The organism is Castellaniella sp. (assembly GCF_047971665.1).
Classification (GTDB): Bacteria; Pseudomonadota; Gammaproteobacteria; order Burkholderiales; family Burkholderiaceae_B; genus Castellaniella.
This window is the reverse complement of sequence record NZ_JBKEAA010000027.1, coordinates 64,950-89,176: the sequence shown is the minus strand read 5'-3', so window position 1 is coordinate 89,176 and position 24,227 is coordinate 64,950. Positions and strand designations below refer to the sequence as shown.

25 protein-coding genes and 3 tRNA genes are annotated in these 24,227 nt (G+C 65.9%); 13 read left to right on the top strand and 15 right to left on the bottom strand.

What is annotated here, in order from left to right:
• Positions 1-57: 57 nt before the first annotated feature.
• Together ACK5JE_RS10985 and lnt are read left to right on the top strand one after the other, a co-directional pair.
• On the top strand, positions 58-939 hold the full coding sequence (locus tag ACK5JE_RS10985) for an HlyC/CorC family transporter (protein WP_416801819.1): 882 nt from the start codon (positions 58-60) through the stop codon (positions 937-939).
• 34 nt (positions 940-973) lie between these two features.
• Positions 974-2,608, top strand: a complete 1,635-nt coding sequence (gene lnt / locus ACK5JE_RS10980; RefSeq protein ID WP_416801745.1) for an apolipoprotein N-acyltransferase — start codon at positions 974-976, stop codon at positions 2,606-2,608.
• On the opposite strand, the gene ACK5JE_RS10975 is transcribed toward lnt, so the two are convergent.
• The 4 genes from ACK5JE_RS10975 to ACK5JE_RS10960 all read right to left on the bottom strand — a co-directional run bounded on the left by ACK5JE_RS10975 (position 2,566) and on the right by ACK5JE_RS10960 (position 5,925).
• On the bottom strand, positions 2,566-5,394 hold the full coding sequence (locus ACK5JE_RS10975; RefSeq protein WP_416801744.1) for a putative bifunctional diguanylate cyclase/phosphodiesterase: 2,829 nt from the start codon (positions 5,392-5,394) through the stop codon (positions 2,566-2,568). The genes lnt and ACK5JE_RS10975 overlap by 43 nt on opposite strands.
• Before the next feature lie 260 nt (positions 5,395-5,654).
• Positions 5,655-5,731 (bottom strand) — tRNA-Asp (locus ACK5JE_RS10970).
• A gap of 19 nt (positions 5,732-5,750) precedes the next feature.
• Positions 5,751-5,826: transfer RNA gene (locus ACK5JE_RS10965), tRNA-Glu, on the bottom strand.
• A 23-nt stretch (positions 5,827-5,849) separates the two neighbouring features.
• Positions 5,850-5,925 (bottom strand) — tRNA-Ala (locus tag ACK5JE_RS10960).
• A 336-nt stretch (positions 5,926-6,261) separates the two neighbouring features.
• Between ACK5JE_RS10960 and bioB the strand changes: the two genes are divergently transcribed.
• The gene (bioB, locus tag ACK5JE_RS10955; RefSeq protein WP_416801743.1) at positions 6,262-7,323 is read left to right on the top strand and encodes a biotin synthase BioB; all 1,062 of its coding nucleotides are present in this window, start codon (positions 6,262-6,264) and stop codon (positions 7,321-7,323) included.
• 65 nt (positions 7,324-7,388) lie between these two features.
• The gene (locus ACK5JE_RS10950) at positions 7,389-8,279 is read left to right on the top strand and encodes an EamA/RhaT family transporter (protein WP_416801742.1); all 891 of its coding nucleotides are present in this window, start codon (positions 7,389-7,391) and stop codon (positions 8,277-8,279) included.
• A gap of 83 nt (positions 8,280-8,362) precedes the next feature.
• Here ACK5JE_RS10950 and ACK5JE_RS10945 read toward each other — a convergent pair whose 3' ends face one another.
• Positions 8,363-9,805, bottom strand: a complete 1,443-nt coding sequence (locus ACK5JE_RS10945) for an MFS transporter (RefSeq protein ID WP_416801741.1) — start codon at positions 9,803-9,805, stop codon at positions 8,363-8,365.
• Between the two features lie 105 nt (positions 9,806-9,910).
• On the opposite strand from ACK5JE_RS10945, the gene moaC reads away from it, so the two are divergent.
• Genes moaC through glp form a run of 5 tightly spaced genes read left to right on the top strand, consistent with a single transcriptional unit; the run spans position 9,911 to position 12,851 of the window.
• Entirely contained in the window at positions 9,911-10,405 is a 495-nt protein-coding gene (gene moaC / locus ACK5JE_RS10940) for a cyclic pyranopterin monophosphate synthase MoaC (RefSeq protein ID WP_416801740.1), read from the top strand.
• Positions 10,383-10,637: a MoaD/ThiS family protein gene (locus ACK5JE_RS10935; protein WP_416801739.1), complete on the top strand. Its 255-nt coding sequence runs from the start codon at positions 10,383-10,385 to the stop codon at positions 10,635-10,637. The genes moaC and ACK5JE_RS10935 overlap by 23 nt, the downstream gene beginning before the upstream one ends.
• A gap of 2 nt (positions 10,638-10,639) precedes the next feature.
• Positions 10,640-11,110, top strand: coding sequence for a molybdenum cofactor biosynthesis protein MoaE (locus ACK5JE_RS10930; protein WP_416801738.1), 471 nt, complete (start codon positions 10,640-10,642; stop codon positions 11,108-11,110).
• Positions 11,107-11,634 carry a molybdenum cofactor biosynthesis protein B gene (gene moaB / locus ACK5JE_RS10925; RefSeq protein WP_416801737.1) on the top strand — a complete coding sequence of 176 codons (528 nt, stop codon included), beginning with the start codon at positions 11,107-11,109 and terminating at the stop codon, positions 11,632-11,634. Before ACK5JE_RS10930 ends, moaB begins: the two co-directional genes overlap by 4 nt.
• A gap of 2 nt (positions 11,635-11,636) precedes the next feature.
• Positions 11,637-12,851, top strand: a complete 1,215-nt coding sequence (glp, locus tag ACK5JE_RS10920; protein WP_416801736.1) for a gephyrin-like molybdotransferase Glp — start codon at positions 11,637-11,639, stop codon at positions 12,849-12,851.
• Positions 12,852-12,876: 25 nt separating this feature from the next.
• On the opposite strand, the gene mobA is transcribed toward glp, so the two are convergent.
• From mobA to ACK5JE_RS10895, 5 genes are all read right to left on the bottom strand, one after another.
• A complete protein-coding gene (mobA, locus tag ACK5JE_RS10915) occupies positions 12,877-13,482 on the bottom strand; it encodes a molybdenum cofactor guanylyltransferase (protein WP_416801735.1) in 606 nt (201 codons plus the stop codon).
• Between the two features lie 34 nt (positions 13,483-13,516).
• Positions 13,517-14,602 (bottom strand): GTP 3',8-cyclase MoaA, encoded by a 1,086-nt coding sequence (gene moaA, locus ACK5JE_RS10910; protein ID WP_416801734.1) that lies wholly within the window; start codon positions 14,600-14,602, stop codon positions 13,517-13,519.
• A gap of 4 nt (positions 14,603-14,606) precedes the next feature.
• Positions 14,607-15,068 carry a universal stress protein gene (locus ACK5JE_RS10905; RefSeq protein ID WP_416801733.1) on the bottom strand — a complete coding sequence of 154 codons (462 nt, stop codon included), beginning with the start codon at positions 15,066-15,068 and terminating at the stop codon, positions 14,607-14,609.
• A 70-nt stretch (positions 15,069-15,138) separates the two neighbouring features.
• Positions 15,139-15,501: a TIGR01244 family sulfur transferase gene (locus ACK5JE_RS10900; RefSeq protein WP_416801732.1), complete on the bottom strand. Its 363-nt coding sequence runs from the start codon at positions 15,499-15,501 to the stop codon at positions 15,139-15,141.
• 10 nt (positions 15,502-15,511) lie between these two features.
• A complete protein-coding gene (locus ACK5JE_RS10895; RefSeq protein WP_416801731.1) occupies positions 15,512-16,348 on the bottom strand; it encodes a ChbG/HpnK family deacetylase in 837 nt (278 codons plus the stop codon).
• Between ACK5JE_RS10895 and ACK5JE_RS10890 the strand changes: the two genes are divergently transcribed.
• The gene (locus tag ACK5JE_RS10890) at positions 16,347-16,739 is read left to right on the top strand and encodes a GtrA family protein (protein WP_416801730.1); all 393 of its coding nucleotides are present in this window, start codon (positions 16,347-16,349) and stop codon (positions 16,737-16,739) included. The two genes, ACK5JE_RS10895 and ACK5JE_RS10890, sit on opposite strands and share 2 nt — an antisense overlap.
• On the opposite strand, the gene ACK5JE_RS10885 is transcribed toward ACK5JE_RS10890, so the two are convergent.
• Positions 16,699-18,345, bottom strand: a complete 1,647-nt coding sequence (locus tag ACK5JE_RS10885; RefSeq protein ID WP_416801729.1) for an ArnT family glycosyltransferase — start codon at positions 18,343-18,345, stop codon at positions 16,699-16,701. The two genes, ACK5JE_RS10890 and ACK5JE_RS10885, sit on opposite strands and share 41 nt — an antisense overlap.
• On the bottom strand, positions 18,342-19,460 hold the full coding sequence (locus ACK5JE_RS10880) for a glycosyltransferase family 2 protein (protein ID WP_416801728.1): 1,119 nt from the start codon (positions 19,458-19,460) through the stop codon (positions 18,342-18,344). Before ACK5JE_RS10880 ends, ACK5JE_RS10885 begins: the two co-directional genes overlap by 4 nt.
• Positions 19,461-19,776: 316 nt before the next feature.
• Here ACK5JE_RS10880 and ACK5JE_RS10875 point away from each other — a divergent pair, with 316 nt between their 5' ends.
• From ACK5JE_RS10875 to ACK5JE_RS10865, 3 genes are read left to right on the top strand one after another with little or no spacing between them, the layout of a single operon-like run.
• The gene (locus tag ACK5JE_RS10875) at positions 19,777-20,199 is read left to right on the top strand and encodes a group III truncated hemoglobin (RefSeq protein WP_416801727.1); all 423 of its coding nucleotides are present in this window, start codon (positions 19,777-19,779) and stop codon (positions 20,197-20,199) included.
• Positions 20,177-21,490, top strand: a complete 1,314-nt coding sequence (locus ACK5JE_RS10870) for an NnrS family protein (protein ID WP_416801726.1) — start codon at positions 20,177-20,179, stop codon at positions 21,488-21,490. The genes ACK5JE_RS10875 and ACK5JE_RS10870 overlap by 23 nt, the downstream gene beginning before the upstream one ends.
• A gap of 25 nt (positions 21,491-21,515) precedes the next feature.
• Positions 21,516-21,965 carry an RrF2 family transcriptional regulator gene (locus ACK5JE_RS10865; RefSeq protein ID WP_416801725.1) on the top strand — a complete coding sequence of 150 codons (450 nt, stop codon included), beginning with the start codon at positions 21,516-21,518 and terminating at the stop codon, positions 21,963-21,965.
• Positions 21,966-22,061: 96 nt separating this feature from the next.
• On the opposite strand, the gene ACK5JE_RS10860 is transcribed toward ACK5JE_RS10865, so the two are convergent.
• Genes ACK5JE_RS10860 through narJ form a run of 3 tightly spaced genes read right to left on the bottom strand, consistent with a single transcriptional unit; the run spans position 22,062 to position 24,218 of the window.
• Entirely contained in the window at positions 22,062-22,808 is a 747-nt protein-coding gene (locus ACK5JE_RS10860) for a peptidylprolyl isomerase (RefSeq protein ID WP_416801724.1), read from the bottom strand.
• A gap of 17 nt (positions 22,809-22,825) precedes the next feature.
• Complete coding sequence (gene narI, locus ACK5JE_RS10855; RefSeq protein WP_416801723.1) at positions 22,826-23,509, bottom strand: respiratory nitrate reductase subunit gamma; 684 nt, start codon at positions 23,507-23,509, stop codon at positions 22,826-22,828.
• 10 nt (positions 23,510-23,519) lie between these two features.
• The gene (gene narJ / locus ACK5JE_RS10850; protein WP_416801722.1) at positions 23,520-24,218 is read right to left on the bottom strand and encodes a nitrate reductase molybdenum cofactor assembly chaperone; all 699 of its coding nucleotides are present in this window, start codon (positions 24,216-24,218) and stop codon (positions 23,520-23,522) included.
• Between the last annotated feature and the right edge of the window lie 9 nt (positions 24,219-24,227).

Sequence of the window (24,227 nt, the reverse complement as noted above, 5' to 3'; positions counted from 1 at the left end):
TCTGCAGGCCGTCCGGAATCGGTTATGCTACAGAAACCGTCACTCGTCCCCAGGACAATGCCAGACCCCCACGCCTCCGACTCGGAGCCTCGACCTTCTCGTCCCCCGCGCTCCCTCCTTTCCCGCGTCAAGGCTTTGCTGCGCCCGGCGCCGCCCGCCGACCGCGACGATATCCGCGCCGTCCTCGAAGCCGCTCATGATCACTCCGTCCTCGACGGAGAGTCGTATGCCATGATTTCAGGCGCCCTGGCCGTCGCGGACAAGACCGTGACCGACATCATGGTGTTGCGCGCCCGCATGGACCTGCTCGACATCTCCCGGCCGCTGCCGGAACTGATGCCGTTCATCACGGACACCGGCCATTCGCGCTTTCCCGTCTATGAGGGCGATCGTGACAATATCGTCGGCGTGCTGCTGGCCAAGGATCTGCTGCTGGCGCTCGCGGACCACGCGCTGGACATCCGCGCGCTAGTACGCCCGCCCGTCTTCATTCCCGAATCCAAGCGGCTCAACGAGCTGCTGCACGAATTCCGCGTCAGCCGCAATCACCTGGCCATCGTCATCGACGAACACGGCGGCATCTGCGGCCTGGTGACAATGGAAGACGTACTCGAACAGATCGTCGGCAACATCGAGGATGAGTTCGACGATGAGGCCGAAAAGACCATTTTCCGCACCGGCGAGAACAGCTGGCGCGCGATGGGCACGGCGGAAATCGAGGATTTCAACGAGGCCTTCGAGGTGCAGCTGCCCGCAGAGGACGTCGATACGCTCAACGGCTGGCTCGCCGCCGAACTGGGCCATATCCCGCGGCGGGGCGAGCGGCTCGAACGCCATGGCCTGGCCTTCACCGTCGTGAGCGCTGACGGCAAGCGGGCGCGCTGGCTGCATATCCAACGACTCGATCCGCCCTCACTCGCGACGGAACATGCCGCCTGAGTCTTCTCCCGCGACCCTGGCCGGAAATCCTGCCGTGCAACCTGTCTGGCGCCGCCGCCTGGCGGCGCTGCTGGCCGGCGGCCTGCAGGCGCTCTGCTTCGCCCCCGGCCCCTTGCCGACCTGGAGTCTGCCTTTCGTGCAGATTGCCGCGCTGGCGGTCCTGGCCGCCCTGATCTTCCAGGCGTCCCGGCCACGCCAGGCGGCGGGGCTGGGCTGGCTGTTCGGCCTGGCGCAGTTCGGCATCGGCGTCTACTGGATGACGATCAGCATGCACGAATTCGGCGGGCTGGCCCTGCCGCTGGCCATTGCGGCCCTGCTGCTGTTCGCCGCGGCCATGGCGCTCTACGCAGCCGGCGCCTGCGCCCTGACCGCCTGGCTGTGCGTCGGCCAGACCAACCCCGAACGGCGCGCCCCGCGCCAGATCCTGAATGCCGTCGTCTGGGCGTCGGCCTGGACACTGGCCGAATGGCTGCGCGGAACCCTGTTCACGGGATTCACCTGGCTGAATATCGGCTACGCGCATGCCGAGGGCATGTTCGCCTCCTGGGCGCCATTCACCGGGGTATACGGCCTGGCCTGGCTGGCGGCGTTTGCCGCCGCCGCTGTCGCCCTGATGGCCCGCGCCAAGGACACGGCGTACGACCGCAGCGCCGCCGCCGTGGTGGGGCTGGCGCTGCTGACGGGGCTCCTGGGCATTCTCTGGGGACACATCGAATGGTCGCGCCCTCTGGGCACCCCCCTGATGGTGCGCCTGATCCAGCCGGCGACGCCCCAATCCGAAAAATTCCAGCCGGCGCAGTTCCTGCCCACCCAGACCCGCATCCAGAGCCTGGCTACGCTGACGCCCAAGAGCGAGGCGGACCGTCCCGCCGTGATCATCCTGCCGGAAACCGTGCTCCCGATCTTCCAGGACCAGGTGCCCGATCCCGTCTGGCAGGCCTGGCGGGACGCGGCCGACACCATGCGGGCCACCCTGGTGCTGGGGGTGCCGCTACATCAGGCCTCCGCGGCCGATGACCGCTATACCAATGGCGTCGTTGCCCTGCGTCCGCAAACCGCCTCGTCCCCTGCCGACCTCGACCCCTGGCGTTACGAAAAACGCCATCTGGTGCCCTTTGGCGAATTCATTCCGCCCGGTTTCCGCTGGTTCGTGCGCGCGCTGGACATCCCTCTGGGGGACTTCAACCACGGCCCGGCGCGACAGCCGCCGCTGGCGGTCGGCGACCAGTTCCTGGCGGTCGATATCTGCTATGAGGACACCTTCGGCGAGGAAATCGCCGCAACCGTCGCCCCCGGCGCCGACGGCGAGGCCGGTGCCAGCATCCTGGTGAACCTGAGCAATCTTGCCTGGTTCGGCAACAGCTGGGCCCTGCGCCAGCATCTGTGGATCGCCCGCATGCGGGCCCTGGAGACCGCGCGCCCCGTGGTGCGCGCCACCAATACCGGTGCCACGGCGGTCATCGACGCCCGGGGCCAGATACTGGGCGCCCTCGAACCCGGCCGGCCCGGTGTCCTGGACGCCGAAGTCCAGGGCGCCCAGGGGCTGACGCCCTATGTGCGCTGGGGCAATGCGCCGATCCTGATCTGGACGTTACTGGGGCTGGCGCTCGCGACCCTGGCACGGTATTACCCCGCCTGCGCGCGCAAGCGCTGCTCGAAGTCGGCCTGATCCAGAGGCTCATCGAACCAGTAGCCCTGCCCCTCGTCGCAGCCCGCCGCCCGCAACAGCTCATATTGCGCCGCGCGGGTGATGCCCTCGGCGGTCACCCGCAGGCCCAGCCGGTGCGCCAGCGTGATGATGGCCTCGCTGACCATGGGGGCGTATTCACCGTCCAGCAGCCTTTCCGTCGTCGCCCGTTCCAGCTTGAGGGCATAGAATGGCAGCTGGTGCACCGCCAGCAGCGCCGGCATGCCGATCGATACGGCGCCCACGCTGAAGCGCAATCCGGCATCATGCAGACGCTGCAGCCGACCCTGCTCCACCCGGGTTTCCCGGGCCGTCAACATCTGTTCGCTGAGCTCCAGGATCAGACAGTCCGCCGGCAGGTCCAGGGCATTGAACAAACCGAACAAGGCCTCCAACCCCGCGTCTTCGAGACCCAACTGGCCGGGCGAGACATTGATCGTCAGACGCAGATCCGGCGCCAGCTCGCTGCGCCAGCGGGCCAGCTGATGAACCGCCTCGCGAAACACCCAGTCGCCCAGCGGCCGGATCAGCAGGCGTTCTTCGGCAAAGGGGATGAAATCCGCCGGCGCGATCACGCCCAGCTCCGGATGACGCCAGCGCAGCAGGACCTCGGCCTGGACGATGCGGCCGGTGCGGAAAGCATGAATCGGCTGGAACTGAAGAAAGAACTGCGCATCCTCGATGGCCTGCGGCAAGGCATACATCAGGTCGCGTTGCATGCGCGCGCGCACCCGCATGCTGCGGTCGAAATAGTGGAAGCGGTTGCGTCCGGAATCCTTGGCAGCGTACATCGCCATGTCCACGTGACGCATCAGCGCCTCGGCACTGTCGGCGTCCTGGGGATACAGCGCCACCCCGAGGCTGGCCGAAATCCGCAGATGACTGCCGCCCAGCGGATAGGTTGCGGTGATCCTGTCGAGAATGGTGCGGCACAGCGCATCGATTTCCATCCTGTCGGATCCGTCGTCCAGAAGGACGACGAACTCATCGCCCCCGAGACGCGCCACGAAACAGGTCTCCTGTTCCACACAGGCCCGCAGGCGCCGGGCGACCTCGACCAGCATCAGATCCCCCGTGGCATGGCCCATGGAATCGTTGACTTCCTTGAACAGATCAAGATCCAGGAACAACAGGGTCAGTGACTGCGCCGACTGATCCGCCGACTCGACAGCGGCCTGCAGGCGTTCATTGAAATATTTGCGGTTCGGCAGCCCCGTCAGAGGATCATGGTGCGCCTGGTGCCAGATCCGGGCTTCGATCTGCTTTTTCTGTGTCACGTCGCTGAGCATCGCCACTCGGCAACTGACAGAACCATCGCGATTCCAGGCCGTATCCATGGCCACACGCTCGGCGTATTCCTCCCCCGATTTGCGCTGGCTCCAGTATTCGCCCTTCCAGCGCCCCTGCGTATTGATGGCATGCCACATCTCGTCGTAGAAATCGCGGTTGTGACGCCCGGGCCGCAACAGGGGCAGCAATTCGCCGGTGGCTTCGTCGGGCCAGGCCCCCGTGATCTGCGTATAGGCGGGGTTGACATCGAGAACCACGCCAGCCGCATCGGTGATGGCGATACCCTCGCTGCTGTTCTCATAGGCGATGGCGGCCAACAGCGCCGTGGACTCGGCCTGTTTGCGCGCCGTGATGTCCTGGACGATACCGATGATGGCGACCTGCCCGCCCACCCGCATCGTCGAACTGAACACCTCGATATTGATCGTCGAACCATCCTTGCGATGGCCATGGCGCTCGGATCGCAACGTGCCATCCCGCCGGCTCCTGCTGGCCTTGATCGATTCAGCCATCACGAACCGTTCGCGCGGCACCACGATGTCCAGCAGGGTCATGACATCGACCATGTCGTGCGGTTCGTAGCCGAAGATCTCGGCCATCTTGTGGCTGACAAAGGTGAAATGCTCGTGCTCGACCAGAAAAATGCCGACGATGGAGTTCGACGCCAGCCCCTGAAAAATGGTGTCGGCCCGGACCAACCCCGCCTGATCCTCGCGCATCCTCGCCAACTGATCGTGAACCTGCTGAATGCCGTCATTGAAATCCTGGACGACCTGGCCCAGCTCGCCCTGGCCCTGAAAACCGACCCGGGCGGCATAATTCCCCCGGACCAGTTCACGGCATGCCTTGCGCAGCTCACACAGAGGCCGGACCAGATGCCGGCGCAACAGCAGATACAGGACCAACAGAAACAGCAGGCTCAACAACGCCAACCCGCCGCTGAACCACAGCGCGCGATCCTTGACCCGGCTGAGCAGCGGCATCAGCACATCGGCACAGGCATCCAGGGTGTCGAGCAGCGCCTCGGCCTCATCGGCCAGCCACTGGCGCTTGAGCGTCTGCGGCAACGCCTGCGCCTGCGCATCCGGCGGGGGTTTCCCGCGCACATGCACGCCCATCAGCTCGGACTGCAGCCGGTTGCGCAGAACGGCCCAGTCCCGCCGAATCCGCGGCAAGAAACTGCGCACGGCCGGTTGGGCCAGCGGGGGGACCTCATGACCATCGATCACGCCGCCCTTGTCCAGAATCTGCAAGGCGCGGTCCATGAGCTCTATTTCCCGGCTGATCTGCCCCGTCTGAATGTACGCGCCGTCCGCCAGGCGGATCGTCCGGACCACCAGCTGCTGACTGGAGATGCGCATGCGATTCAGGGTGGCGGCCTGATCGAGCGCGCTTTCATAGCGCGACAACAGGAAATGCACAGCAGCGGCATTGCCCAACACAAAAGCCAGCATGAGCAGGAAAAAGACGGCGAACACCGTCCTCGATCCGTAAGGCCCCATGCCTGTCTGCCTGACTGCACGTGATGTCTGCGTGCTCATGTCATCCCTGTGTGATGAACAGCGGCAGCGACCTGCCGATGGGCGGCCAGGGTCGCCATCCTCTTGCATATTACTTGATCACCAACAAAGGACAATACGCTCAGGCATGGGTCGCCAAGGTCTTGCGGGATCGCTCGGGATGGCGCGTGGAGACGAAAAAAAGGCACCTGCATGCGCAGGTGCCTTTTTGAATCTTTTGGCGGAGCGGACGGGACTCGAACCCGCGACCCCCGGCGTGACAGGCCGGTATTCTAACCAACTGAACTACCGCTCCGCAGCGGTGCCAGAAAAACTGGCGTCCCCTAGGGGATTCGAACCCCTGTACTCACCGTGAAAGGGTGATGTCCTAGGCCTCTAGACGAAGGGGACAGGACATTCATTAACGAAGATTTTGGTGGAGGTAAGCGGGATCGAACCGCTGACCTCTTGCATGCCATGCAAGCGCTCTCCCAGCTGAGCTATACCCCCAAAAAAGGTCTTCGTTAGCGAAGAGATGAGATTATGCACGAATTTTTTTGGGCGTGCAAGCGACCTCGGAATCCCTCAAATCGCGCAATGAACATTCTGGTTTTCCCTTGTCCCGGCAGGGTGTCAGAAAGTGACAAGCAACAATAATTTACAAATCCATCCGCAAGAAAAAATCGAACCGAAAATCCGTGACTGCCGCCTCGCTATTCAGAAATAAACAGCGAAATCGCGAAACTACCCTTAATCTTCAGACAAATTGACCGACGTTGACGCTTGCGCGACCGCATCGCTGCGCCTACGATCCGAGCTGATTTTCATCCTTGGAGCCCAATCGTCATGCACGCTCACGTCCGACACGAGACCCTGGAGCCCGCCTGGTCGGTCCAGGCAATTCTGGATCTGTTCGCCCAGCCCTTCAACGATCTGCTGCTGCAAGCGCAGACAGTGCACCGAGCGCATCATCAGGCCAACGCCGTGCAGCAATCCAGCCTGCTGTCGATCAAGACCGGCACCTGCCCCGAGGACTGTGCCTACTGCCCGCAATCCTCGCGTCATCAAACGGAAGTCGAGCCCGCGCCCCTGATGCCGCTGAACCAGGTGCTGGCCGCCGCGCGCAAAGCCAAGAAGGCGGGCGCGCAACGTTTCTGCATGGGCGCGGCCTGGCGTTCGCCGACCGAACGTCAGCTCGATCACGTGATCGAGCATGTGCAGGCAGTCAAGGCCCTGGGCCTGGAGACCTGTGTCACCCTGGGGATGCTGAAAGACGGTCAGGCCGAGCGCCTGAAGGCCGCGGGCCTGGACTACTACAACCACAATCTGGATACCGCGCCCGAATACTATGCCGAGATCATCCGCACCCGCACCTTCCAGGACCGGCTGGACACGCTGCAACGCGTGCGCAGCGCCGGCCTGAAAGTCTGCTGCGGCGGCATCGTCGGCATGGGGGAATCGCGCGACATCCGCGCCGGCCTGATCGCCGCCCTGGCCAGCCTGAATCCCTACCCCGACTCGGTGCCCATCAATCAGCTGGTAAAGGCGCCGGGCACGCCGCTGGCCGATGCCCCGGATCTGGATCCGATCGAGTTCGTGCGCACCATCGCGGTCACCCGCATCGTCATGCCCCGCGCCGTGGTGCGGCTGTCGGCAGGTCGCGAGAACATGAGCGACAGCACCCAGGCCCTGTGTTTCATGGCCGGCGCCAACTCGATCTTTCACGGTGAGCGGCTGCTGACCACGCCGAACCCGCAAGCGCAGGCCGATGCCCGGCTGTTCGAGCGCCTGGGGCTGGTCGCGATGCCCGACGCCGGCGCGGATCAGGAACCCGGCGCGGACCAGGAAGCCGGCCCCGACCAGTCCGTCGAGTCCGCCTTCGAACCGCTGGCCGCCAGTCTCGCCTGAGCCACGCAGCATCCGCTACCGCAACCGGCACACACTCCTCTCGCGCCACGACCCGTCCATCGACCATGCATACCCTGATCCTCAGCATTTCCTTCAGCGTCGCCGTCTCGATCTTCCTTAAGCTGGCCCGCAGCGGGGGCATCCGGGTCGACCAGGCCATTGCCGTCAATTATGCAACGGCCGTGGCGCTCAGCCTGTGGCTGCTGCGCCCCCCCCTGGACACACTGTTCCAGCAGCCCCCCGCCGTCTGGCTGATCCTGAGCCTGCTGGGCGTGTTGCTGCCCAGCGTGTTCCTGGTCATGGCCGCCGCCGTGCGCCGGGCGGGGATCGTGCGCAGCGACACGGCGCAGCGGTTGTCGCTGATTCTGCCGATTCTGGCCGCCTTCCTGGTGTTCCACGAAGCCCTGTCGGGCCGCAAGGCCATCGGGATCGCCCTGGCGCTGTGCGCCCTGGTCTGCCTGTTGACGCGCCCCCGGGCCGCCAGCGCCGCACCGGCCCCGGTGTCCGCCGCTTCCGACGACGGGGCGCAAGGCACCGCGTCACGCGGCTGGCTGGTCCTGCTGGGGGTCTGGGCGGGCTACGGCTGCATCGACATCCTGTTCAAGCAGATGGCGCGCATCGGCGCCGGTTTCACCGGCAGCCTGCTGCTCAGTTTCGCGCTGGCCGGCCTGTTGATGGGCCTGTGGCTGCTGCTCCGGGGCACACGCTGGCATGCCCGCAGCCTGATGTCGGGCATCCTGCTGGGCGGTTTGAATTTCGGCAATATCTATTTCTACATCCGCGCGCATCAGTCCTATCCGGACAATCCCACCCTGGTGTTCGCCGCCATGAATATCGGCGTGATTTCGATCGGCACCCTGGTCGGCGCGGGTCTGTTCCGGGAGCGCCTGAGCGCCCTGAACATGCTGGGCATCGGCCTGGCCCTGGGCGCGATCGTGCTGCTCTTCCCCCGCTGACCCCACACGCCCTCAAGGCACACGCGCCCGGCCCGTCACGGGGTCACTCAGGGCCGGTCAGGCCAGGGACAGGAACAGGGCCGTCAGGGCTGGCCAGGTTCCGGGCTCAAGCGTCGAAGCCTGCTATGCGCCGATGCCGGGATCTGCGTCTGTTGTGAGACAGATGCCGGCGCATCCGCCCGTTGCGACGCAGACTCCCGGATCTGCCCCGGTTCCCCATCCGACGATGCCGGTTCCTCATCCGAAGCCGCCAGCGGATCGTCCACCACCGGATCGTGCGAGATGTCATGCTGCGGATCGACGCGCGGATCCAGGACGGCCATCACGCTGGAATTCTGCAGAGTGTCGGCCATGGGCACGAACTGGGTCGGCGCGTCCTTGCTGCGGTGTGTGCCCTTGACCTTGCGTTCGCGGATGAACACCACCAGCAAAGCGGCGCAGGCCGAAACAAAGACAAAATAGATGTCCGGCCCCCAGACCCGCATCAGACCGCCCGCCGCCAGCGGGCCCAGACACGCGCCCAGCCCATAGACCATGTACAACAGGGCGCTCAGACCGACCCGCCGCTCAGGATCGACATTGTCATTGGCGAATGCCGCACCCATGGGGTAGAGCGTGAACTGGACGATGCCCAGTACCCCCGAGAAAGCCACCAGCACCGGGTAGGAAAAATCGAACCAGCCCCACAACGGCACCCCCAGACACAACAGCAGCAGCGCACCGGAGCGGATCAGGCGCACCCGGCTCATGTGATCGGCCAACCAGCCCAGCGGCCATTGGCACACCAGACCGGCCGACACGGATACCGCCAGAAACACCCCCACCTGACTGCTGTCCATGCCATGCTGCAAACCATAGACGGGGGCCAGGCCATAGAACGCCCCGGTCAGCATGCCAGCCAGGAACAGGACCGTCATGGACAGCGGAACACGCGCCACGTAGTAGCGCAGGGCCAGGGGCGCCGGCACCTGCAGCGCCGGGTGCAGCCGCCGGGTCAGCGTCACCGGGATCAGGCTGAGCACGCTGCAGATGGCCACGAATACCAGCGGTTCAGTATCGAGTTTCGGGAACAGGCCCAGCGACAGCTGGCCCAGCACGGTGCCCAGACAGGACGCGATCATGTAGAAACCGAAGACAGTACCCCGCGAGGCGTTCTCGGTCTGCTCGTTGAGCCAGCTCTCGATGGCGATGAACAGGCTGACCATGGCCACGCCCGCCACGAAACGCAAGCCCAGCCAGAACCACAGGTCCTGGACCAGGATCAGCGCCAGCACGGTGACAGTGACCAGGGCCGCACAGGCCGCATAGGCGCGGATGTGCCCCACGCCGATGATCAGCCGGTGTCCCACACGGGCGCCCAGCATCAGGCCCAGGTAGTAAGAGGCGATCATCGCTCCGACCCAGACCTCGGACACGGACAACGCCGTCAGCCGCAGGCCCAGGTAGGTATTGAACAACCCCGAACTGAGCAACAGGATCAGGGTGGCCAGATACAGGGAAAAGAATGCGCCGATCGTCTTGGTCATGCGGAATTCCGGTCGGGAGCATGGCCGGATTCAGCGCTGCTCGCAAACGAGCATCATAGCAGCGACGCATGCGGGCTTGCGGCGTCCTCGTTTATCATAGAACCCATGAGCGAAGCAGAGACCCCTCCCATCCTCAGCCACCTGGATGAAAACGGCCGGATCCGCATGGTGGACGTCGGCGCCAAAGCCACGACCGACCGTACTGCCGTGGCCGAAGGCCGGGTACGGCTGAATGCCCATGCCTGGGGACTGCTGTCGGCCCAGGCCAACGCCAAGGGCGAAGTCCTGAACACCGCGCGTGTCGCCGGCATCCTGGCCGCCAAGCGCTGCGCCGAACTCATCCCCTTGTGCCACAGCCTGCCGCTCAGCTTCGTCGGGGTGGACTTCTCGGCCGACGAATCCAGCCACACCCTGACCATCCGCGCCACCAGCCGCACGCACCACCAGACCGGCGTCGAAATGGAGGCCATGACGGCCTGCTCGGTCGCCGCGCTGACGGTCTATGACATGTGCAAGGCGGCCGACAAGGGCATCGTCATCGAACAGGTCCGCCTGCTCAGCAAAACCGGAGGCAAGAGTGGCGACTGGCGCAACGATTGAGGTGCTGTATTTCGCCCAGGTCGCGGAACACATGGGCCTGCGGCACGAAACCCAACCCCTGGACGCACCGATCCAGGCGGGAGACTGGCTGGATGCCCTGGCAGTGCGCTGCCCCGCGCTGGGGCCTGCGGCCCGCCTGAAACTGGCCATCAACCAGGAACACGTCGGACGCACCGCGACGATCCGTCCGGGTGACGAGGTCGCCGTGTTCGAACCCGTCACCGGCGGCTGAACATGATCCGCATCCAGACCGAACGCTTCGACGTCGCCGAACTGGCCGCGCAACTGCAGGCGCGCGCAGCGGGCCGGGCCGGGGCGCTGGTGCATTTTCTCGGCATGGTGCGCGACTACAGTCCCGACGCGGGCTCCCGCAGCCTGTTCCTGGAGCATTATCCGGGCATGTGCGAACGCGAAATCCAGGCGCTGTGCGATCATGCCAGACAGCGCTGGGGCGTCCTCGAGACGCTGGTGGTCCACCGGGTCGGCGAACTGCCGCTGGGCGATCCCATCGTGTTTGTCGGCGTGGCCGCCGCTCACCGGGGCCAGGCCTTCCAGGCATGCGAATACATCATCGATGCCCTCAAGACCCGCGCGCCTTTCTGGAAACGCGAGACTCTGGCCGATGGCCAGGCATTCTGGGTCGAACAGCAGGCCGCCGACGCCGAAAAAACCGCCCAATGGAATCTGCCCGAGGACACGCCATGAAAGCCAATCCTGCCCTGCCGCCCGTCAGCCTGCGCTGCGCGGTCCTCACGGTCTCCAGCCGCCGTACCGCCGCCGACGACACGACCGGCGACTATCTGGCCACCGCGCTGACCCAGGCGGGTCACACGCTGCAGGCCCGCGCGCTGTGCCCAGATGACCGCTACCAGCTCCGTCGGATCCTCAGCGACTGGATCGCAGACCCGGCCGTTCAGATCATCCTGTGCAACGGCGGAACGGGCTTCACGCACGGCAAATCCACCATTCCCGCCGTCCTGCCGCTGCTGGACCAGACCGTCCCCGGTTTCGGCGAACTGTTCCGCCACCTGTCGTGGCTGGACATCGGCGCCTCCTCGCTGCAATCCGACGCACTGGGCGGCACAGCCAACGACACCCTGGTGTTCTGCCTGCCCGGCTCGACGGGCGCCTGCCAGCTGGCCTGGGAGAAAATCCTCCTGTCCCAGTTCGACAGCCGCCAGCTCCCCTGCAATTTCGCCAGCGCCTACCGCGCGCGCACGGAAACCTGACCATGCTCGATTTCGATACCGCCCAGGCACGTCTGGCGGCGCGCGGCCGCACGCCCGCCGGTCATGAGACTCTCCGCCTCGATGCGCTGAATGGCCGCGTCCTGGCCGAGGACATCACCGCCCGCCTGGATCTGCCACCCGCCGACAACAGCGCCATGGACGGCTATGCGCTGCGTGCCGCCGACGCAGTCACCCCCGGCGCCGTGCTGCCCATCCAGCAGCGCTGCTTTGCCGGCCAGGCGCCCGATCCCCTGCAATCCGGACAGGCCACCCGGCTGTTCACCGGCAGCGTGATCCCGGCAGGCGCGGACACCATCGTCATGCAGGAAGACTGCCGCGAGGACGACGGCCGGGTCGCCATCCTCACACCGCCCGCGACCGGGCAGCATATCCGGCGCCGGGGCGAGGACATGCGGGCCGGCCAGATCGTCCTGCCCCGAGGCACCCGGCTGGCAGCCGGCCAGCTGGCCGTCCTGGCCTCCCAGGGCTACGATCGGGCGGCCGTTTTTCCGCGCCTGACCGTCGGCATCCTGACCACCGGAGACGAGCTCGTCCCCCCCGGCCACCCGCTGCCCCCGGCCGCCATCTACAACTCCAACGCGCCGATGCTCGCCAGCCTGTGTCACGGACTGGGCACGGCAGCGCCGGTGCTGCGCCATGCCCGCGACGATGCGCAGGCCACCCGCCAGGCACTGACCGAACTGACCGCCGCCTGCGATCTGGTGCTCAGCGTGGGCGGCGCCTCGGTCGGGGAAAAGGACCTGGTCAAGCCCGCCATCGAAGCCCTGGGCGGCACGCTGGACCTGTGGCGCGTACGCATGAAACCCGGCAAGCCGGTCGCGCTGGCCGAACTCAACGATCGTCCGGTGGTCTGCCTGCCCGGCAACCCCGTCTCCGCATTCGCGGTCTTCACCCTGCTGGTCAGTCCGCTGCTCCGGGGCTTGCAAGGCCGACGGGACGTACTGCCGCCGGTGCGCCGCGGCATCCTGGACACCCCGCGTCCGGTGGGCGGTGACCGCGATGACTTTCTACGGATCCAGGCCGTCCAGGCGCAAGACGGTCAGGGGTTGCCCCGCCTGATCCCGCACACGCAACAAAGCTCGGGCGCGCTGAGCAGCCTGGCCTGGGCGCACGGTCTGGCGCGCATCCCGGCGGGCGCGCGGCTGGAATCAGGGGCGGAAGTCGACTGGATGACGCTGTCGGACTGGCTGTCCTGATGCTCTCATCGGGACTGGCGCGCGCTCAGCGCCAGCGCGCCCAGTCCTCGGGCGTATTCAGGTTGACCAGCATGTCCGGCTCGGAAAAATCGACGGCGACGGCGCCACAGGCGCGCAACCAGGCCTGGACCTGACGCCCGCCCGCATCCAGGAACGTCCGCAAACCGCCGGCCAGATCACGGTGCGCCATCAGGCAGAGCGGGTGCGGCCCCTCGAGCGTGCGCGCGAAGGCCGGGGCATTGGGCCGGGCCACAGCCCCCAGTCGCGCACCCAGGTCGGCGGGCCAGCGCAGCACATCCACCGGCAGCACGAACAGCCAGGGCGATTCGGCCCGCAGCATGCCCTCCAGCACCCCGGCCAGGGGGCCACACCCTGCGTATTCGGGCGCATCGCGCAGGACCGGGCCATAGGCGGCATAGTCATCCGGATGGCGATTGGCGCTGACCCATACCCCCGCCGCCCCCTGGGCTCGCAGGAAACGGCAGGCGTGCGCCACCAGGGGATCCGTCTTCCAGCGCATCAATCCCTTGTCGGCCTGCGGCGCATCGGCCGACCGCATGCGCAGGGATTGCCCTCCTGCCAGGACCAGACCATCGAAACCATCGCGCACTGCGCCACCGGATGACGGCATCGCACCAGCGGCGGATGTTTTGGCGGGAAAAGGCTCAACCACCGATATAGCTCATCTCGATCTTGTGGTCGCGATGGGCCTCGCCGCGGCGTTCGGAATAGCGGTCGTCGCGAGTCTGCCAGACCCCCGCCAGCCGGCGCGCCAGCGCCGTGTCATCGGCCCCGGCGCGCAACAGCGCGCGCAGGTCATGTCCCTGTTCGGCGAACAGGCAGGTAAAGAGCCGCCCCTCGGGCGACAGGCGCAACCGCGTACAGTCCCCACAGAAAGGCTGGGACACGCTGGTGATCAGGCCGATCTCGCCGGCGCCGTCGGCGTAAGCCCAGCGGGCCGCGACTTCGCCCCGGTAACGGGCCTGAAGCGGCTGCAGAGGGAATTCGCCGCCGATGATCCGCACGATTTCGGCGCCCGTGACGACTTCGTCCATGCGCCAGCCATTGGTGTTGCCGACATCCATGTACTCGATGAAACGCAGCGTGTGGCCGGTGCCCCGGAAATGTCGCGCCATCGGCAGGATCTGGGCATCGTTCATGCCCCGGCGCACGACCATGTTGACCTTGACGGGCGCCAGCCCCGCAGCGGCCGCCGCCTCGATGCCATGCAGAATCGTGGCCACCGGCACGCCGCTGTCGCTCATGCGCTCGAACAGCGCGTCGTCCAGCGCATCCAGGCTGACCGTCACGCGTGTCAGACCGGCATCGGCCAGCGCGCGCGCCTTGCGGGCCAGCAGGGTGCCGTTGGTGGTCAGCGTCAATTCGGGCGGGTTGCCGTCGAGGGTGCGCAGGTCCGAGAGCATGCCGATCAGCGACTCGATCTGCTTGCGCAACAGGGGCTCTCCGCCCGTCAGGCGGATCTTGCGCACCCCGTTGGCCAGGGCAAGGCGGGCCACCCGGGTGATCTCCTCGAAGGTCAGCAACGCGCCATGAGGCAAAAAAGGATGGTCCGTGCCAAACAGCTCGCGCGGCATGCAGTAGGTACAGCGGAAATTGCAGCGGTCGGTGACGGAGATCCGCAGGTCGCGCAAGGGCCGCCCGAGCGCATCGCGCACGGCTTCGCCCGACGCCAGGGCCGCATCAGGACCGCCGGGCGCCGGGTCCGGCTGACGGGGAATCACGCCAGGCATGGGGTCAGTCGTTTTCCTTGACCCAGTAGACCAGCGTGGCGATCTTGGCCAGCCCCAGCACCTTGACGGTGACGCTGCCCAGCAGCAGACGCGACAGACCGCTGCGGCCATGGCTGCCGATGAAGATCAGGTCGCAGCCCTCGGACTGGGCGGCCTGCACGATGCCGTCGGCCACATTGAAATTGGACACGGCCAGGGACTTGGCCGTGACGCCGGCAGTCTCGGCCCGGTCGAGCACGGCCTGGAGATATTTCTGGGCCTGCTCGGCGGCCGTGCGGTCGTAGTCCTCGTCAGTGATGGCGTAGGCGGCGGCCATGCCGTCAAAACCGACCGTGGCGGCAAACGGCTGGGTCACGTGCAACGCGACGACCTCGGCACCAATGGAACGGGCAAAACACACCCCCTTGTTGGCCGACTGCGCAGACAGCTTGGAGCCATCCGTGGGGATCAGGATTTTCTTGAACATGCTCGGATCATCCAAAAATACAAGCTAGAGATATCAGCATACCTGCTACCCCCTCAAAATGACAGTCGGATCAGCCCTCGGCCTGATCTGTGCCTGCGTCCCGGGCCGCCATGAACAGGCTCGTGCAGCGCGCGCCTGAACGGCAGAAGGCCAGCACCGGCGCGGGCAGTTCCCGCAGCAGGCCGGCGAACTCGGCCACATCGGCGACCGTGATCGCGCCGCTGACCACGGGCTGGTAGCGCGCCTGCAGGCCGGCGTCACGGGCCGCGCGCAGCACGGCGTCGGACAGGGGCTGCTCGAGGCCGCCTTCGCCATCAGGACGGTTGATGATGACCGACTTGAATCCCTCATCGGCCAGGGCCTGCATATCGGCAGGTTGCAACTGGGGCGCGACGGAAAACTCCGGGGTCAGGGTTTGGTAACTCAGGCTCATATATGGACTCCTAGGGCCGGGAAAGCAGCGGTGAAATCGTCAGATGGTGTTCAGCCAGCAACCGCGTCATCAGCGCACCGGCCAGCACCTCATGTTCGGCCTGGCGCTGCGCCGACAGGACATCGGCATCATCCACGCCCAGCGCGGGATGACACATCAGCACGTCGCCGTCATGGCACGACGCCAGCCAGCGGCGCAGCCAGCCCTCATAGGCTGGCGCACCACCCTGGAAATCATACACGCCCAGAAAGCCGGGATTGAGGGCATGACCGCGCGCCCGCGCGCGCCGCCGCAGGCCGGCGGCCCCCAGCCCGGCGATCACGGCCGCCTTGAAGCGCAGACGCGGCGGCAGTCCCGCCATGCGCGGTCGCCCGACATCGCGGACCCAGGGCTGACCGTCCCGGGGCTCGGGCAACGCGTCGAGCAGTGCATCGCGGATGCGCGGCAGCTGATGTACATGCTGATGCCCATCGACGTAATCGGGCGCCCGGCCCGTGATGTCCATGAACAGGGCCAGCTGCCGGCGCACGGCGGCGCGCACGGCGTCCTCGGGCAGGCGGCCCAGCCAGGCCATCCGGATCAATCGGCCCAGGGGCAGGCACAAGCCGGGCTGGCCAAAGGATTCGGTGAGATTCAGATGCAGGCCGAGCTGCAGTCCGGACGCCAGCAGCGCCGGGAGGTCCCGCCCCGCCGCCGGCGCGTCGACCAGCAGGCTGGTGGCCGACAGGCGGTCCCGTCCGGCCAGCGACAGAATGCCGGCATTCACGGCGGGATTCATCCCGAAATCATCGGCGCACAATACAATGCGCCGATATCGATGCTCCGCTGGTTGTGAATCCGTACTCATGTTCAAGAAACTCGCTGCCCAGATCGGCTGGTTCGTCATTGTAGGCTGCGCTGCGGCGGCCACCCACTGGGCGGTCACCGTGGCTTGCGTGTCGCTGGGGGGCCTGGCGCCGCTGACCGCCAACGTGGCCGGCTGGCTGGTGGCGTTCGGCGTCTCCTTCGGGGGGCATTATCACCTGACCTTCCGCCACCAGCGCGCCCCGCTGGGCCGCGCGGCGGTACGGTTCTTCCTGGTGTCCGCCCTGGGCTTTGCCGTCAACGAAGCCGCCTATGCCACGCTGCTGCACCTGACGACGATCCGCTACGACGTGCTGCTGGCCCTGGTGCTGACCGGCATCGCGGCGATGACCTTCATTCTGGGGCGTCACTGGGCGTTTCGCCGCACCCATTGACCGTTTCGGCGGCCGGGACACGCCACAGCCCGGTTTTCTTTGTCCGCGCCACTGGCTCACGCCCTGACAGCGCCGGGTAATCGCCCACATCGCGCAGATCACCCAGCAGCCAGGTCGTTGCATGGCCCGGATCGCACAGGTAGGCCTGCAACCGCTGCGGCAGCCACAGCCTGTCGGCGCCTCGGTCGGGCATGAAGTCCGCCGCATCGGCCAATTCGCGGCGCCAGTTGTCCAGGCGCAGCGCATTCGGGTCATTCCATTTGGAGACGATGATGACCGGGTCGCGCCAGCCGGCATACAAGGGCCCATCGTACGCATACTGATCGAGCATGACCAGGCGGTCGCCCGGCGTCATCGACACCGCCAGCGCCCGGGCAAGGCGCTTGTTGCTGTGCTGCGGGAACAGCACCATCACCGCCACCGCCAGCAGGCACAAACCTCCCGCCACCAGGGCATGACGGATGAAGCTGCGGCCCGCATCGGGGGCGGTGGATTCCATCCGCTGCTCGAAGGTCTCCTGGATGAACCAGGCCAGCGGAGGCAGCACGGCGATCACATAGCCGACCAGCTTGGAGGTGGGGATCGAAAAGAACACCAGCACCACGAGCAGCCAGGACAGCATCAGGCCGCGCAGCACCGGACGATCGACCTGTTCGCTCCGGTGGGCGGGCGGCACGAATGCCGTGCGCAGCGGCCCCTGGCTGCGACACCAGCGCCACAGCTGGATCGACCAGGGCAGCGTCAGCCCCAGCACCACCGGCACGTAGAACCAGAAAGGATGCGGATTGTTGAACCCGGATTCGAGAAAACGCTGAAAATGCTGGTAGACGATGTAGTAATCGAAGAACCCGGGATGGCGCATCTCCATGACGATCATCCAGGGCAGGATCATCGCCAGGAACAGCACCATGCCCGGCCACCACAGCAGACGCCCCATCGCCCGGTACCGACGCCGGCCCAGCAACCAGAAAAACAGGACTCCGCCCGGCAGCACGACGCCGATCAGCCCCTTGGCCAGAAAGCCGGCCGCCGCCGCCGCATACATGGCCGTCAGCGACCAGGCATCGGGGCGCGACTGCTCGCGGCGGAACACCGCATCCGCACCCGCCATGACGGTCAGTCCCATCAGCGCGGCCACCAGCATGTCCAGATTGGCATAGTGCGCGGCGCCAAACAGAAAGGGCTGAACCGCCAGAATCAGGGCCGTTCTGCCCGCTGCGCGCCCGCTGGCATAGCGGCGCAGAAAGACATAGCACACCGTCACGAGCACTGTCGCGGCGAGCACCGAACACAGCCGTCCGGCCCAAGCGTTGTCGCCAAACAGGGACAGGGACGCCGCCGTCAGCCAGTAGAACAGCGGCGGCTTGTGGAAAAAGGGCATGCCATCGAGGCGCGGCGTCAGATAATCCCCCGAAGCCAGCATCTGCCAGGCCACTCCGACATAGCGGCCTTCATCGGGCAGCAGCAACGCATACATCCCGGTCGTGGCCGCAAACCAGAGGAAGGTGAACAGCGCGATCCAGGGCCAGGCGCGCCGGGCCTGCAGCCAGCGCCAGACAGTCTCGCCGGCATTTACCAGCCGCGTGCCAGAGACGGGAAATCTCATGCCTGACGCTCTCCCGGTGAAAGCGGATCATCCGCCGGCTCATCAGCCGACGGCATCGCCTGCGCGCCGGTCCCGCGGGACGCGACGGCCGGGTCAACCTGCGCATAACGCGGCGGCGGCACCTCCAGGCCGGACGGCCCCTCGGCGCCGCGCCCTTGCGCCGGACCGGCGTGGCCCAGTCCCGTCCCCGCGCGTTCACGCAGCAGATAGATGGGACGCCCCTTGACCTCCGTGAAGATGCGCGCCACATATTCGCCCACCACGCCGAGCGACATCAGATTAACCCCCGCGAGGAACAGAATCACGACGATCAGTGTCGCCCAGCCGCGCACCGTGTCGCCGTAAAGGAGGTGAGTCACGATGATGTACAGCCCATAGAGGAAGGCCAGCAGCGAAACACAAGCTCCCAGCAGGCTGAGCAGGCGCAAGGGCCAGGTGGTGAAGGCCGTCAGGCCATCGACAGCAAAACGCAGGAGTTTCAGTGGCCGGAACCGGCTGACGCCATGCAGCCGCTGGGGCGGGGTGTAGACCATGGCCTCGGACCGGAAGCCGACCCAGGAAAACAGTCCTTTCATGAAGCGGTCACGTTCGGGCAATTGTTTCAGCGCCTCAACCACCGCCCGGTCCATCAGGCGGAAATCCCCGGCGTTGGGCGGCACCTCCAGGCCATCGGATGTACGCATCAGCGCATAGAACAATCGGGTCCCGATCCGCTTGAACCAGGACTCATCATCGCGGGTGGCACGCACGGCATAGACCATGTGCACACCATCACGCCAACGCGCCAGCATCCCGGGGATCATGTCCGGGGGATGCTGCATGTCGGCGTCGAGGCAGACCACGACCTCGCCTCGCGCGATATTCAGTCCGGCGGTCAGGGCGGCCTCTTTGCCGAAATTGCGCGACAGCCGCAGATAGATGATTTCCGGGTGCAGGCCTGTCCAGTGACGCATCAGTTCGGGCGTCCCGTCCGTGCTTCCATCGTCGACGACGATGATTTCCGGGGTGCATCCCTGATGCGACAGCACGGAGAGCAATTCCGGCAGCAGCACACCCAGATTGGCCTGCTCGTTGAGGCAGGGAATGATGCAGGACAAGGTAACGGATTCAGCCATGGAGGAAAATGCCAGCGATGCTGCGATGCAGCCGATCCTGGTAAAAAAAAGAAAAAAGAGTCATTCTGGTGATCATAACTGAACCGGCCCGCAGAGCACGCGCCGGGGCAGTTCAGGAAAACGATATGTCGGGCGTGGACACGATGATCCGGACGCGACGATCCGGGCACGCCGGCCTGAATACACTTCCCGGACGCGCCGGCCGGGGCATGGACCTGGACGCATGGATCGGGCCGCGCCTTGTTGGGCCGCGCCTTTGCGGATCCTCGTTAAGATAACTATAATATGAATCTTTTAAATTCCCGCCTCAGCCCACATGGAAGACGCTCCGGTCTGTACCGAGGAAGAGATCACGACGCTCGTCCATCATTTTTACCGTCGTGTGCGCCAGGATGCCATGCTGGGGCCGATTTTCGACGACCATATCCATGACTGGGACAAGCACCTGGAGCACATGGTGCGCTTCTGGTCCTCGCTGCTGCGGCGCACCGGTACCTACAGCGGCGCGCCCATGCCGCGCCATATCGCTCTGCCGGGCCTGAAAGGCCCGATGTTCGCGCACTGGCTGAGCCTGTTTCGCGACACCCTGGACGAATTCGACAACCCGGCCTTCACGTCTATGGCCGAGGATTTTGCCCGCCGCATCGCCCGCAGCCTGTGGTACGGCTACCAGATCAGCCATCAACCTGACCAACCCGTGACGGAGTTCGACACGCATGTCCCGCCTGCTCAATATTGATGAACCGGCCGCAGCCGCACCGCGGCCATCCATGAAGGCCTTTCTGGCCCTCGGCTTCCGCCCGCTCTACATGGCCGGCGCGGCCTGGGCGCTGATCTCGATCGCCCTGTGGATCTTTGCTCCCCAGGTGCTGAACGGCCCGCTGCCGCTCGTCTACTGGCATGCGCACGAAATGCTGTGGGGATTCATCATCACCATCGCCGTGGGCTTCCTGTTGACCGCCAGCGCGACCTGGACCGGGTTCAACCCGCTCTCCGGCCGTCCTCTGGGCCTGCTGTGCCTGCTGTGGCTCATCGCCCGCATCGGCTTCCTGACCGGCGGGCTGCCGGGCTTCTGGCTCGCCACGGTGGCTGAACTGCTGTTTTTCCTGATCTCCGCGGCCTGTCTGATGCGCGTCATGGTCAAGGGGCGAAGCCGTCGCAATTATGGCCTGCCCGTGCTGATGCTGGCCGTGGGCCTGGCCGACCTGCTGTATCTGCTGGCCGCGCTGCGCGGCGACTACATCACGCTGATGCAGCGCTTCGACCTGGGCCTGATCGGCATGGCCGTGATCGCCCTGCTGATTGCCAGGCGCGTCATCCCCTTCTTTTCCATGCGCATGGTCCAGGGTCTGCAGATCCCGATGCTGACCCGCTCCGGTCATACGCAGATGGTCTTCAGCGCGCTGGCGCTCGTGGCCGGCATCCTGGCGCAGATCGTGCCGCCCCCCACTGGCGGGCCAGCGCTCCTGCCGCTGATCATGGCCTGCAGTCTGGCGCTGACCGGCCTGATCAGCCTGGGCCAGTTGCTGGCCTGGCGGCCGCTGGCGGTGCTGCACAAACCCATGCTGTGGATTCTGTATCTGGGCTACGCCTTCATCGGCGTGGGACTGCTGGTCGCGGCGATCCAGGTCAGCGGCCTGTTCGACCCGACGCTGCTACGCGGTCTGCTGGCCCGCAGCGCCACGCATGTCCATCTCATCGGCATGGCCGGCTTCTGCATCCTCATCATCGGCATGCTGACCCGCACGGCCCTGGGCCATCTGGGACGCCCGCTGGCGCTGGACGGCAGCATGCTGGCCAGCTACTGGCTGATGATCGCGGCCGTCGTGTTCCGCCTGGCCGCGTTGTGGCCCTCGGCTTCCAGCCCCTATCTGCTGCATCTGGCTGCCACCGCCTGGATCCTGTGCATGGGGCTGTACCTGTGGCGTTTCTCTCCCCTGCTGATCCGCCCGCGCCCGCAACAGACCGCGCCCGTCGCGGCCGCGCCCCGTCCAGCCTCTGCATCCGCCCCGACGGTCCAGGCGCGTTGAGGCCCGCACGACACCAGGACCCATCATGCGCCTGACCAACATGAGCGACTACGCAGTACGGCTGCTGATCTATCTGGGCAGCCACCGCGACCGCCTCTGCACGATCGCCGAGGTGGCCCAGGTCTACGGCATCTCCGAACCGCATCTGATGAAAATCACGCATCGTCTGGCCCAGCGCGGCTGGATCCGCACGGTGCGCGGCAAGAATGGCGGCATGGAGCTGGCCCACGAGCCCGCCGAAATCCGCCTCGGCGCCCTGATTCGCGATATGGAAAACGATCTGGCGCTGGTCGAGTGCATGGGCGCCGACAACCACTGCATCCTGAGCGGCTGCTGCGGGCTGAAGTCCATCGTGACCGGCGCGATGCAGGCCTTCATGAGTCATCTGGACGCCCACACTCTCGCGGATGTGATCCCGGCGACACCGCCGGCCGCGATCCGCGTACCGCCGGATCGCCTGGCGACGCACGTCTGAAAAAACACGTCTGGCGCCCCGCACGCCGTCCGGATCGGTCGGACGGCAACGGTGCGGGAGAGGCGCCCCGACCGGGACGACCCGCAAGCAGGCCTGTTATTGCACCAGCGGGGAATCCGCGCCTTGCATGGGGATGCCCTGAATCTCGGCCGCCCCGACCAACTGCTGCAGATATTGGTGGACGGCGCGTCTCCGGCTGGCTTCTTCGAGCCAGCCCGCCAGCCGTTCCCGCACATCCTCGAACGGCAAGGCATGGCCTTCGATCTTGAACCCGGTGCGCACGATATGGAACCCGAAACGGGTCTCGACCAGCTCGCCGCCCAGCGTATATTCAGGCAGCGCGAAAATCGCCCGCTCGAATTCCGGCACCATTTCGCCGCGTTTGAGCTCGCCCAGCGCGCCGCCACCGGCTCCTGAGGGACAGTTGGAATAGGCCCGGGCATTGGCGGCGAATGCGCCCAGCCCCTCGCGGTGCAGTTCGGCCAGCACCCCGTTGGCGCGGGCACGCAATTTCTGCACATCCAGTCCCGAGGTGGCCTGGAACAGGATATGCCAGGCCTCGATCCGGTCGCCCTCGCGGAATTCGTCGGGATGCTGCTCGTAGTAACGCCGGCAACTGGCCTCGTCCGCCTCGGGCGTGCGCACGTCGTGCGCCAGCACGGATTCAAGCAAGGCATCGTCATCCTCGGCCGACAGTTCCAGCTCGACGGCACGCTGACGGCACAGTACCCGCAGCACCAGCTCCTGACCCGCGGCCAGACGGGGATTGGCCTCGTGCTGGTGGCGCGGGACTTCGGCCAGGATCTCGGCCTCGGAGATTGAAGTGTCGTTGACGGTAATCATCCTGTGTCCCGTGTCGTTCAGCGCGGCCGCACGATCTGCCAGGCCCGGGCCAGATAGGCGACCGAGGCGAAACCCGACCAGACATGCACCAGGCGGGTGAAGGGGAAGATCACGAACAGCGTCATGCCCAGCACCATGTGCAGGCGATAGACGCCGGGCACACCCTCAAGGGCGCCGACCGCACCGCTGCGGAAGGTGACGATGCGCTGGGCCCATTCGCCCAGCTGGATCATGACCGCGCCGTTGGTGTGCTGCAGGGAGGTGAAGATCGAGGCAATGCCCACGACCAGCACCAGCAGGATCCACAGCAGCGTCACCCAGTCGGACAGGTTCGAGTTATGGGCCAGCCGGATCTCCGTCCAGCGGCGGTGGATCAGCAGCAAAAGGCCGACCAGGCACATGATCCCCAGAATCGCGCCGACCACGATGGCCATCATCTGCTTGGCCTCTGTGGTGACGAAGATGTGATAGACCTCGGGCGGCGTCAGCAGCCCCACCATGTGGGTGAAGAACAGCGCGATGATGCTGACATGGAACAGGTTGCTGCCCCAGCGCAACGATCCCGTGCGCAGCAGCTGGCTGGAATCGCTTTTCCAGGTGTACTGCTCACGTTCGAATCGCAGCAGGCTGCCCACGAAGAACACGGTCAGCGCAATGTAGGGATACACCCCAAAGAAAAAGAGTTCGAGTGTGTCTTTCATGGGATTCTCCTCAAGCCTGACCGCCGGCCGGACCGGCCTGGCGGGAACGGGGGGGATGGAACACGAGAGGCTGCGCGCCATCTCCGCCACCCTGACGCTGCATGAGCAGCGGTTCGGTGCCATCGGCCTGGGGGCCGAAGGTGATCAGTGTTTCCTCCATATCCCCTTCGGGGGGATCGGGCAGGACCTCGGGCTGCACGTCGGTCATGGTTCGCAACTGGGCGAACAGACAGGCGTAGGGGCTGTCCGATTCGGTCAGTTTGTCACCCAGCCGGGCCAGCACGTGAATGGCATCGCCCAGCAGTTCCTCTGCCGCCCCGGTCGGGATCTGGCCGAGGAATTCGAGGAACAGCGGCACGTAATCCGGCAGTTCGGTGGTGGCGGGTTCCAGGCCGTGCTTCAGATACTCGTTGCGCAGGTCGACCATGGCCTGCCCCCGGTCGCGGGATTCACCATGCACGTGCTCGAACAGATGCAGGGAATGAATCGCCCGACGGTCAAACGTGGCGACATACTGTTCCTGGAGATCGATCAGGTCGTCCTGCCGGTCCAGGAAATCGAACAGGGGCGCCAGCCGGGTGCGCACCTCGGCGGGCAACGTGGCATGCAGCTCCGGCAGGGCATCCAGCCAGTCCTGCTCGGGGTAGCTGAGCAGCACGGACAGGACGGAGAACACCGGCGCCTGACGGGAAGTCGTGACGGAATTCATGTCGCGCCT

Bases quoted from the DNA above. Each gene is read 5' to 3' on its own strand.
- narI (WP_416801723.1), bottom strand. From the start codon at position 23,509: ATGAAAGACACACTCGAACTCTTTTTCTTTGGGGTGTATCCCTACATT.
- ACK5JE_RS10885 (WP_416801729.1), bottom strand. From the start codon at position 18,345: ATGAGATTTCCCGTCTCTGGCACGCGGCTGGTAAATGCCGGCGAGACT.
- narJ (WP_416801722.1), bottom strand. From the start codon at position 24,218: ATGAATTCCGTCACGACTTCCCGTCAGGCGCCGGTGTTCTCCGTCCTG.
- ACK5JE_RS10945 (WP_416801741.1), bottom strand. From the start codon at position 9,805: ATGACCAAGACGATCGGCGCATTCTTTTCCCTGTATCTGGCCACCCTG.
- ACK5JE_RS10870 (WP_416801726.1), top strand. From the start codon at position 20,177: ATGTCCCGCCTGCTCAATATTGATGAACCGGCCGCAGCCGCACCGCGG.
- moaB (WP_416801737.1), top strand. From the start codon at position 11,107: ATGAAAGCCAATCCTGCCCTGCCGCCCGTCAGCCTGCGCTGCGCGGTC.
- ACK5JE_RS10985 (WP_416801819.1), top strand. From the start codon at position 58: ATGCCAGACCCCCACGCCTCCGACTCGGAGCCTCGACCTTCTCGTCCC.
- ACK5JE_RS10950 (WP_416801742.1), top strand. From the start codon at position 7,389: ATGCATACCCTGATCCTCAGCATTTCCTTCAGCGTCGCCGTCTCGATC.
- ACK5JE_RS10905 (WP_416801733.1), bottom strand. From the start codon at position 15,068: ATGTTCAAGAAAATCCTGATCCCCACGGATGGCTCCAAGCTGTCTGCG.
- ACK5JE_RS10890 (WP_416801730.1), top strand. From the start codon at position 16,347: ATGTTCAAGAAACTCGCTGCCCAGATCGGCTGGTTCGTCATTGTAGGC.
- bioB (WP_416801743.1), top strand. From the start codon at position 6,262: ATGCACGCTCACGTCCGACACGAGACCCTGGAGCCCGCCTGGTCGGTC.
- moaC (WP_416801740.1), top strand. From the start codon at position 9,911: ATGAGCGAAGCAGAGACCCCTCCCATCCTCAGCCACCTGGATGAAAAC.
- ACK5JE_RS10875 (WP_416801727.1), top strand. From the start codon at position 19,777: ATGGAAGACGCTCCGGTCTGTACCGAGGAAGAGATCACGACGCTCGTC.
- ACK5JE_RS10930 (WP_416801738.1), top strand. From the start codon at position 10,640: ATGATCCGCATCCAGACCGAACGCTTCGACGTCGCCGAACTGGCCGCG.
- ACK5JE_RS10880 (WP_416801728.1), bottom strand. From the start codon at position 19,460: ATGGCTGAATCCGTTACCTTGTCCTGCATCATTCCCTGCCTCAACGAG.
- mobA (WP_416801735.1), bottom strand. From the start codon at position 13,482: ATGCCGTCATCCGGTGGCGCAGTGCGCGATGGTTTCGATGGTCTGGTC.
- ACK5JE_RS10860 (WP_416801724.1), bottom strand. From the start codon at position 22,808: ATGATTACCGTCAACGACACTTCAATCTCCGAGGCCGAGATCCTGGCC.
- moaA (WP_416801734.1), bottom strand. From the start codon at position 14,602: ATGCCTGGCGTGATTCCCCGTCAGCCGGACCCGGCGCCCGGCGGTCCT.
- ACK5JE_RS10865 (WP_416801725.1), top strand. From the start codon at position 21,516: ATGCGCCTGACCAACATGAGCGACTACGCAGTACGGCTGCTGATCTAT.
- glp (WP_416801736.1), top strand. From the start codon at position 11,637: ATGCTCGATTTCGATACCGCCCAGGCACGTCTGGCGGCGCGCGGCCGC.
- ACK5JE_RS10895 (WP_416801731.1), bottom strand. From the start codon at position 16,348: ATGAGTACGGATTCACAACCAGCGGAGCATCGATATCGGCGCATTGTA.
- ACK5JE_RS10900 (WP_416801732.1), bottom strand. From the start codon at position 15,501: ATGAGCCTGAGTTACCAAACCCTGACCCCGGAGTTTTCCGTCGCGCCC.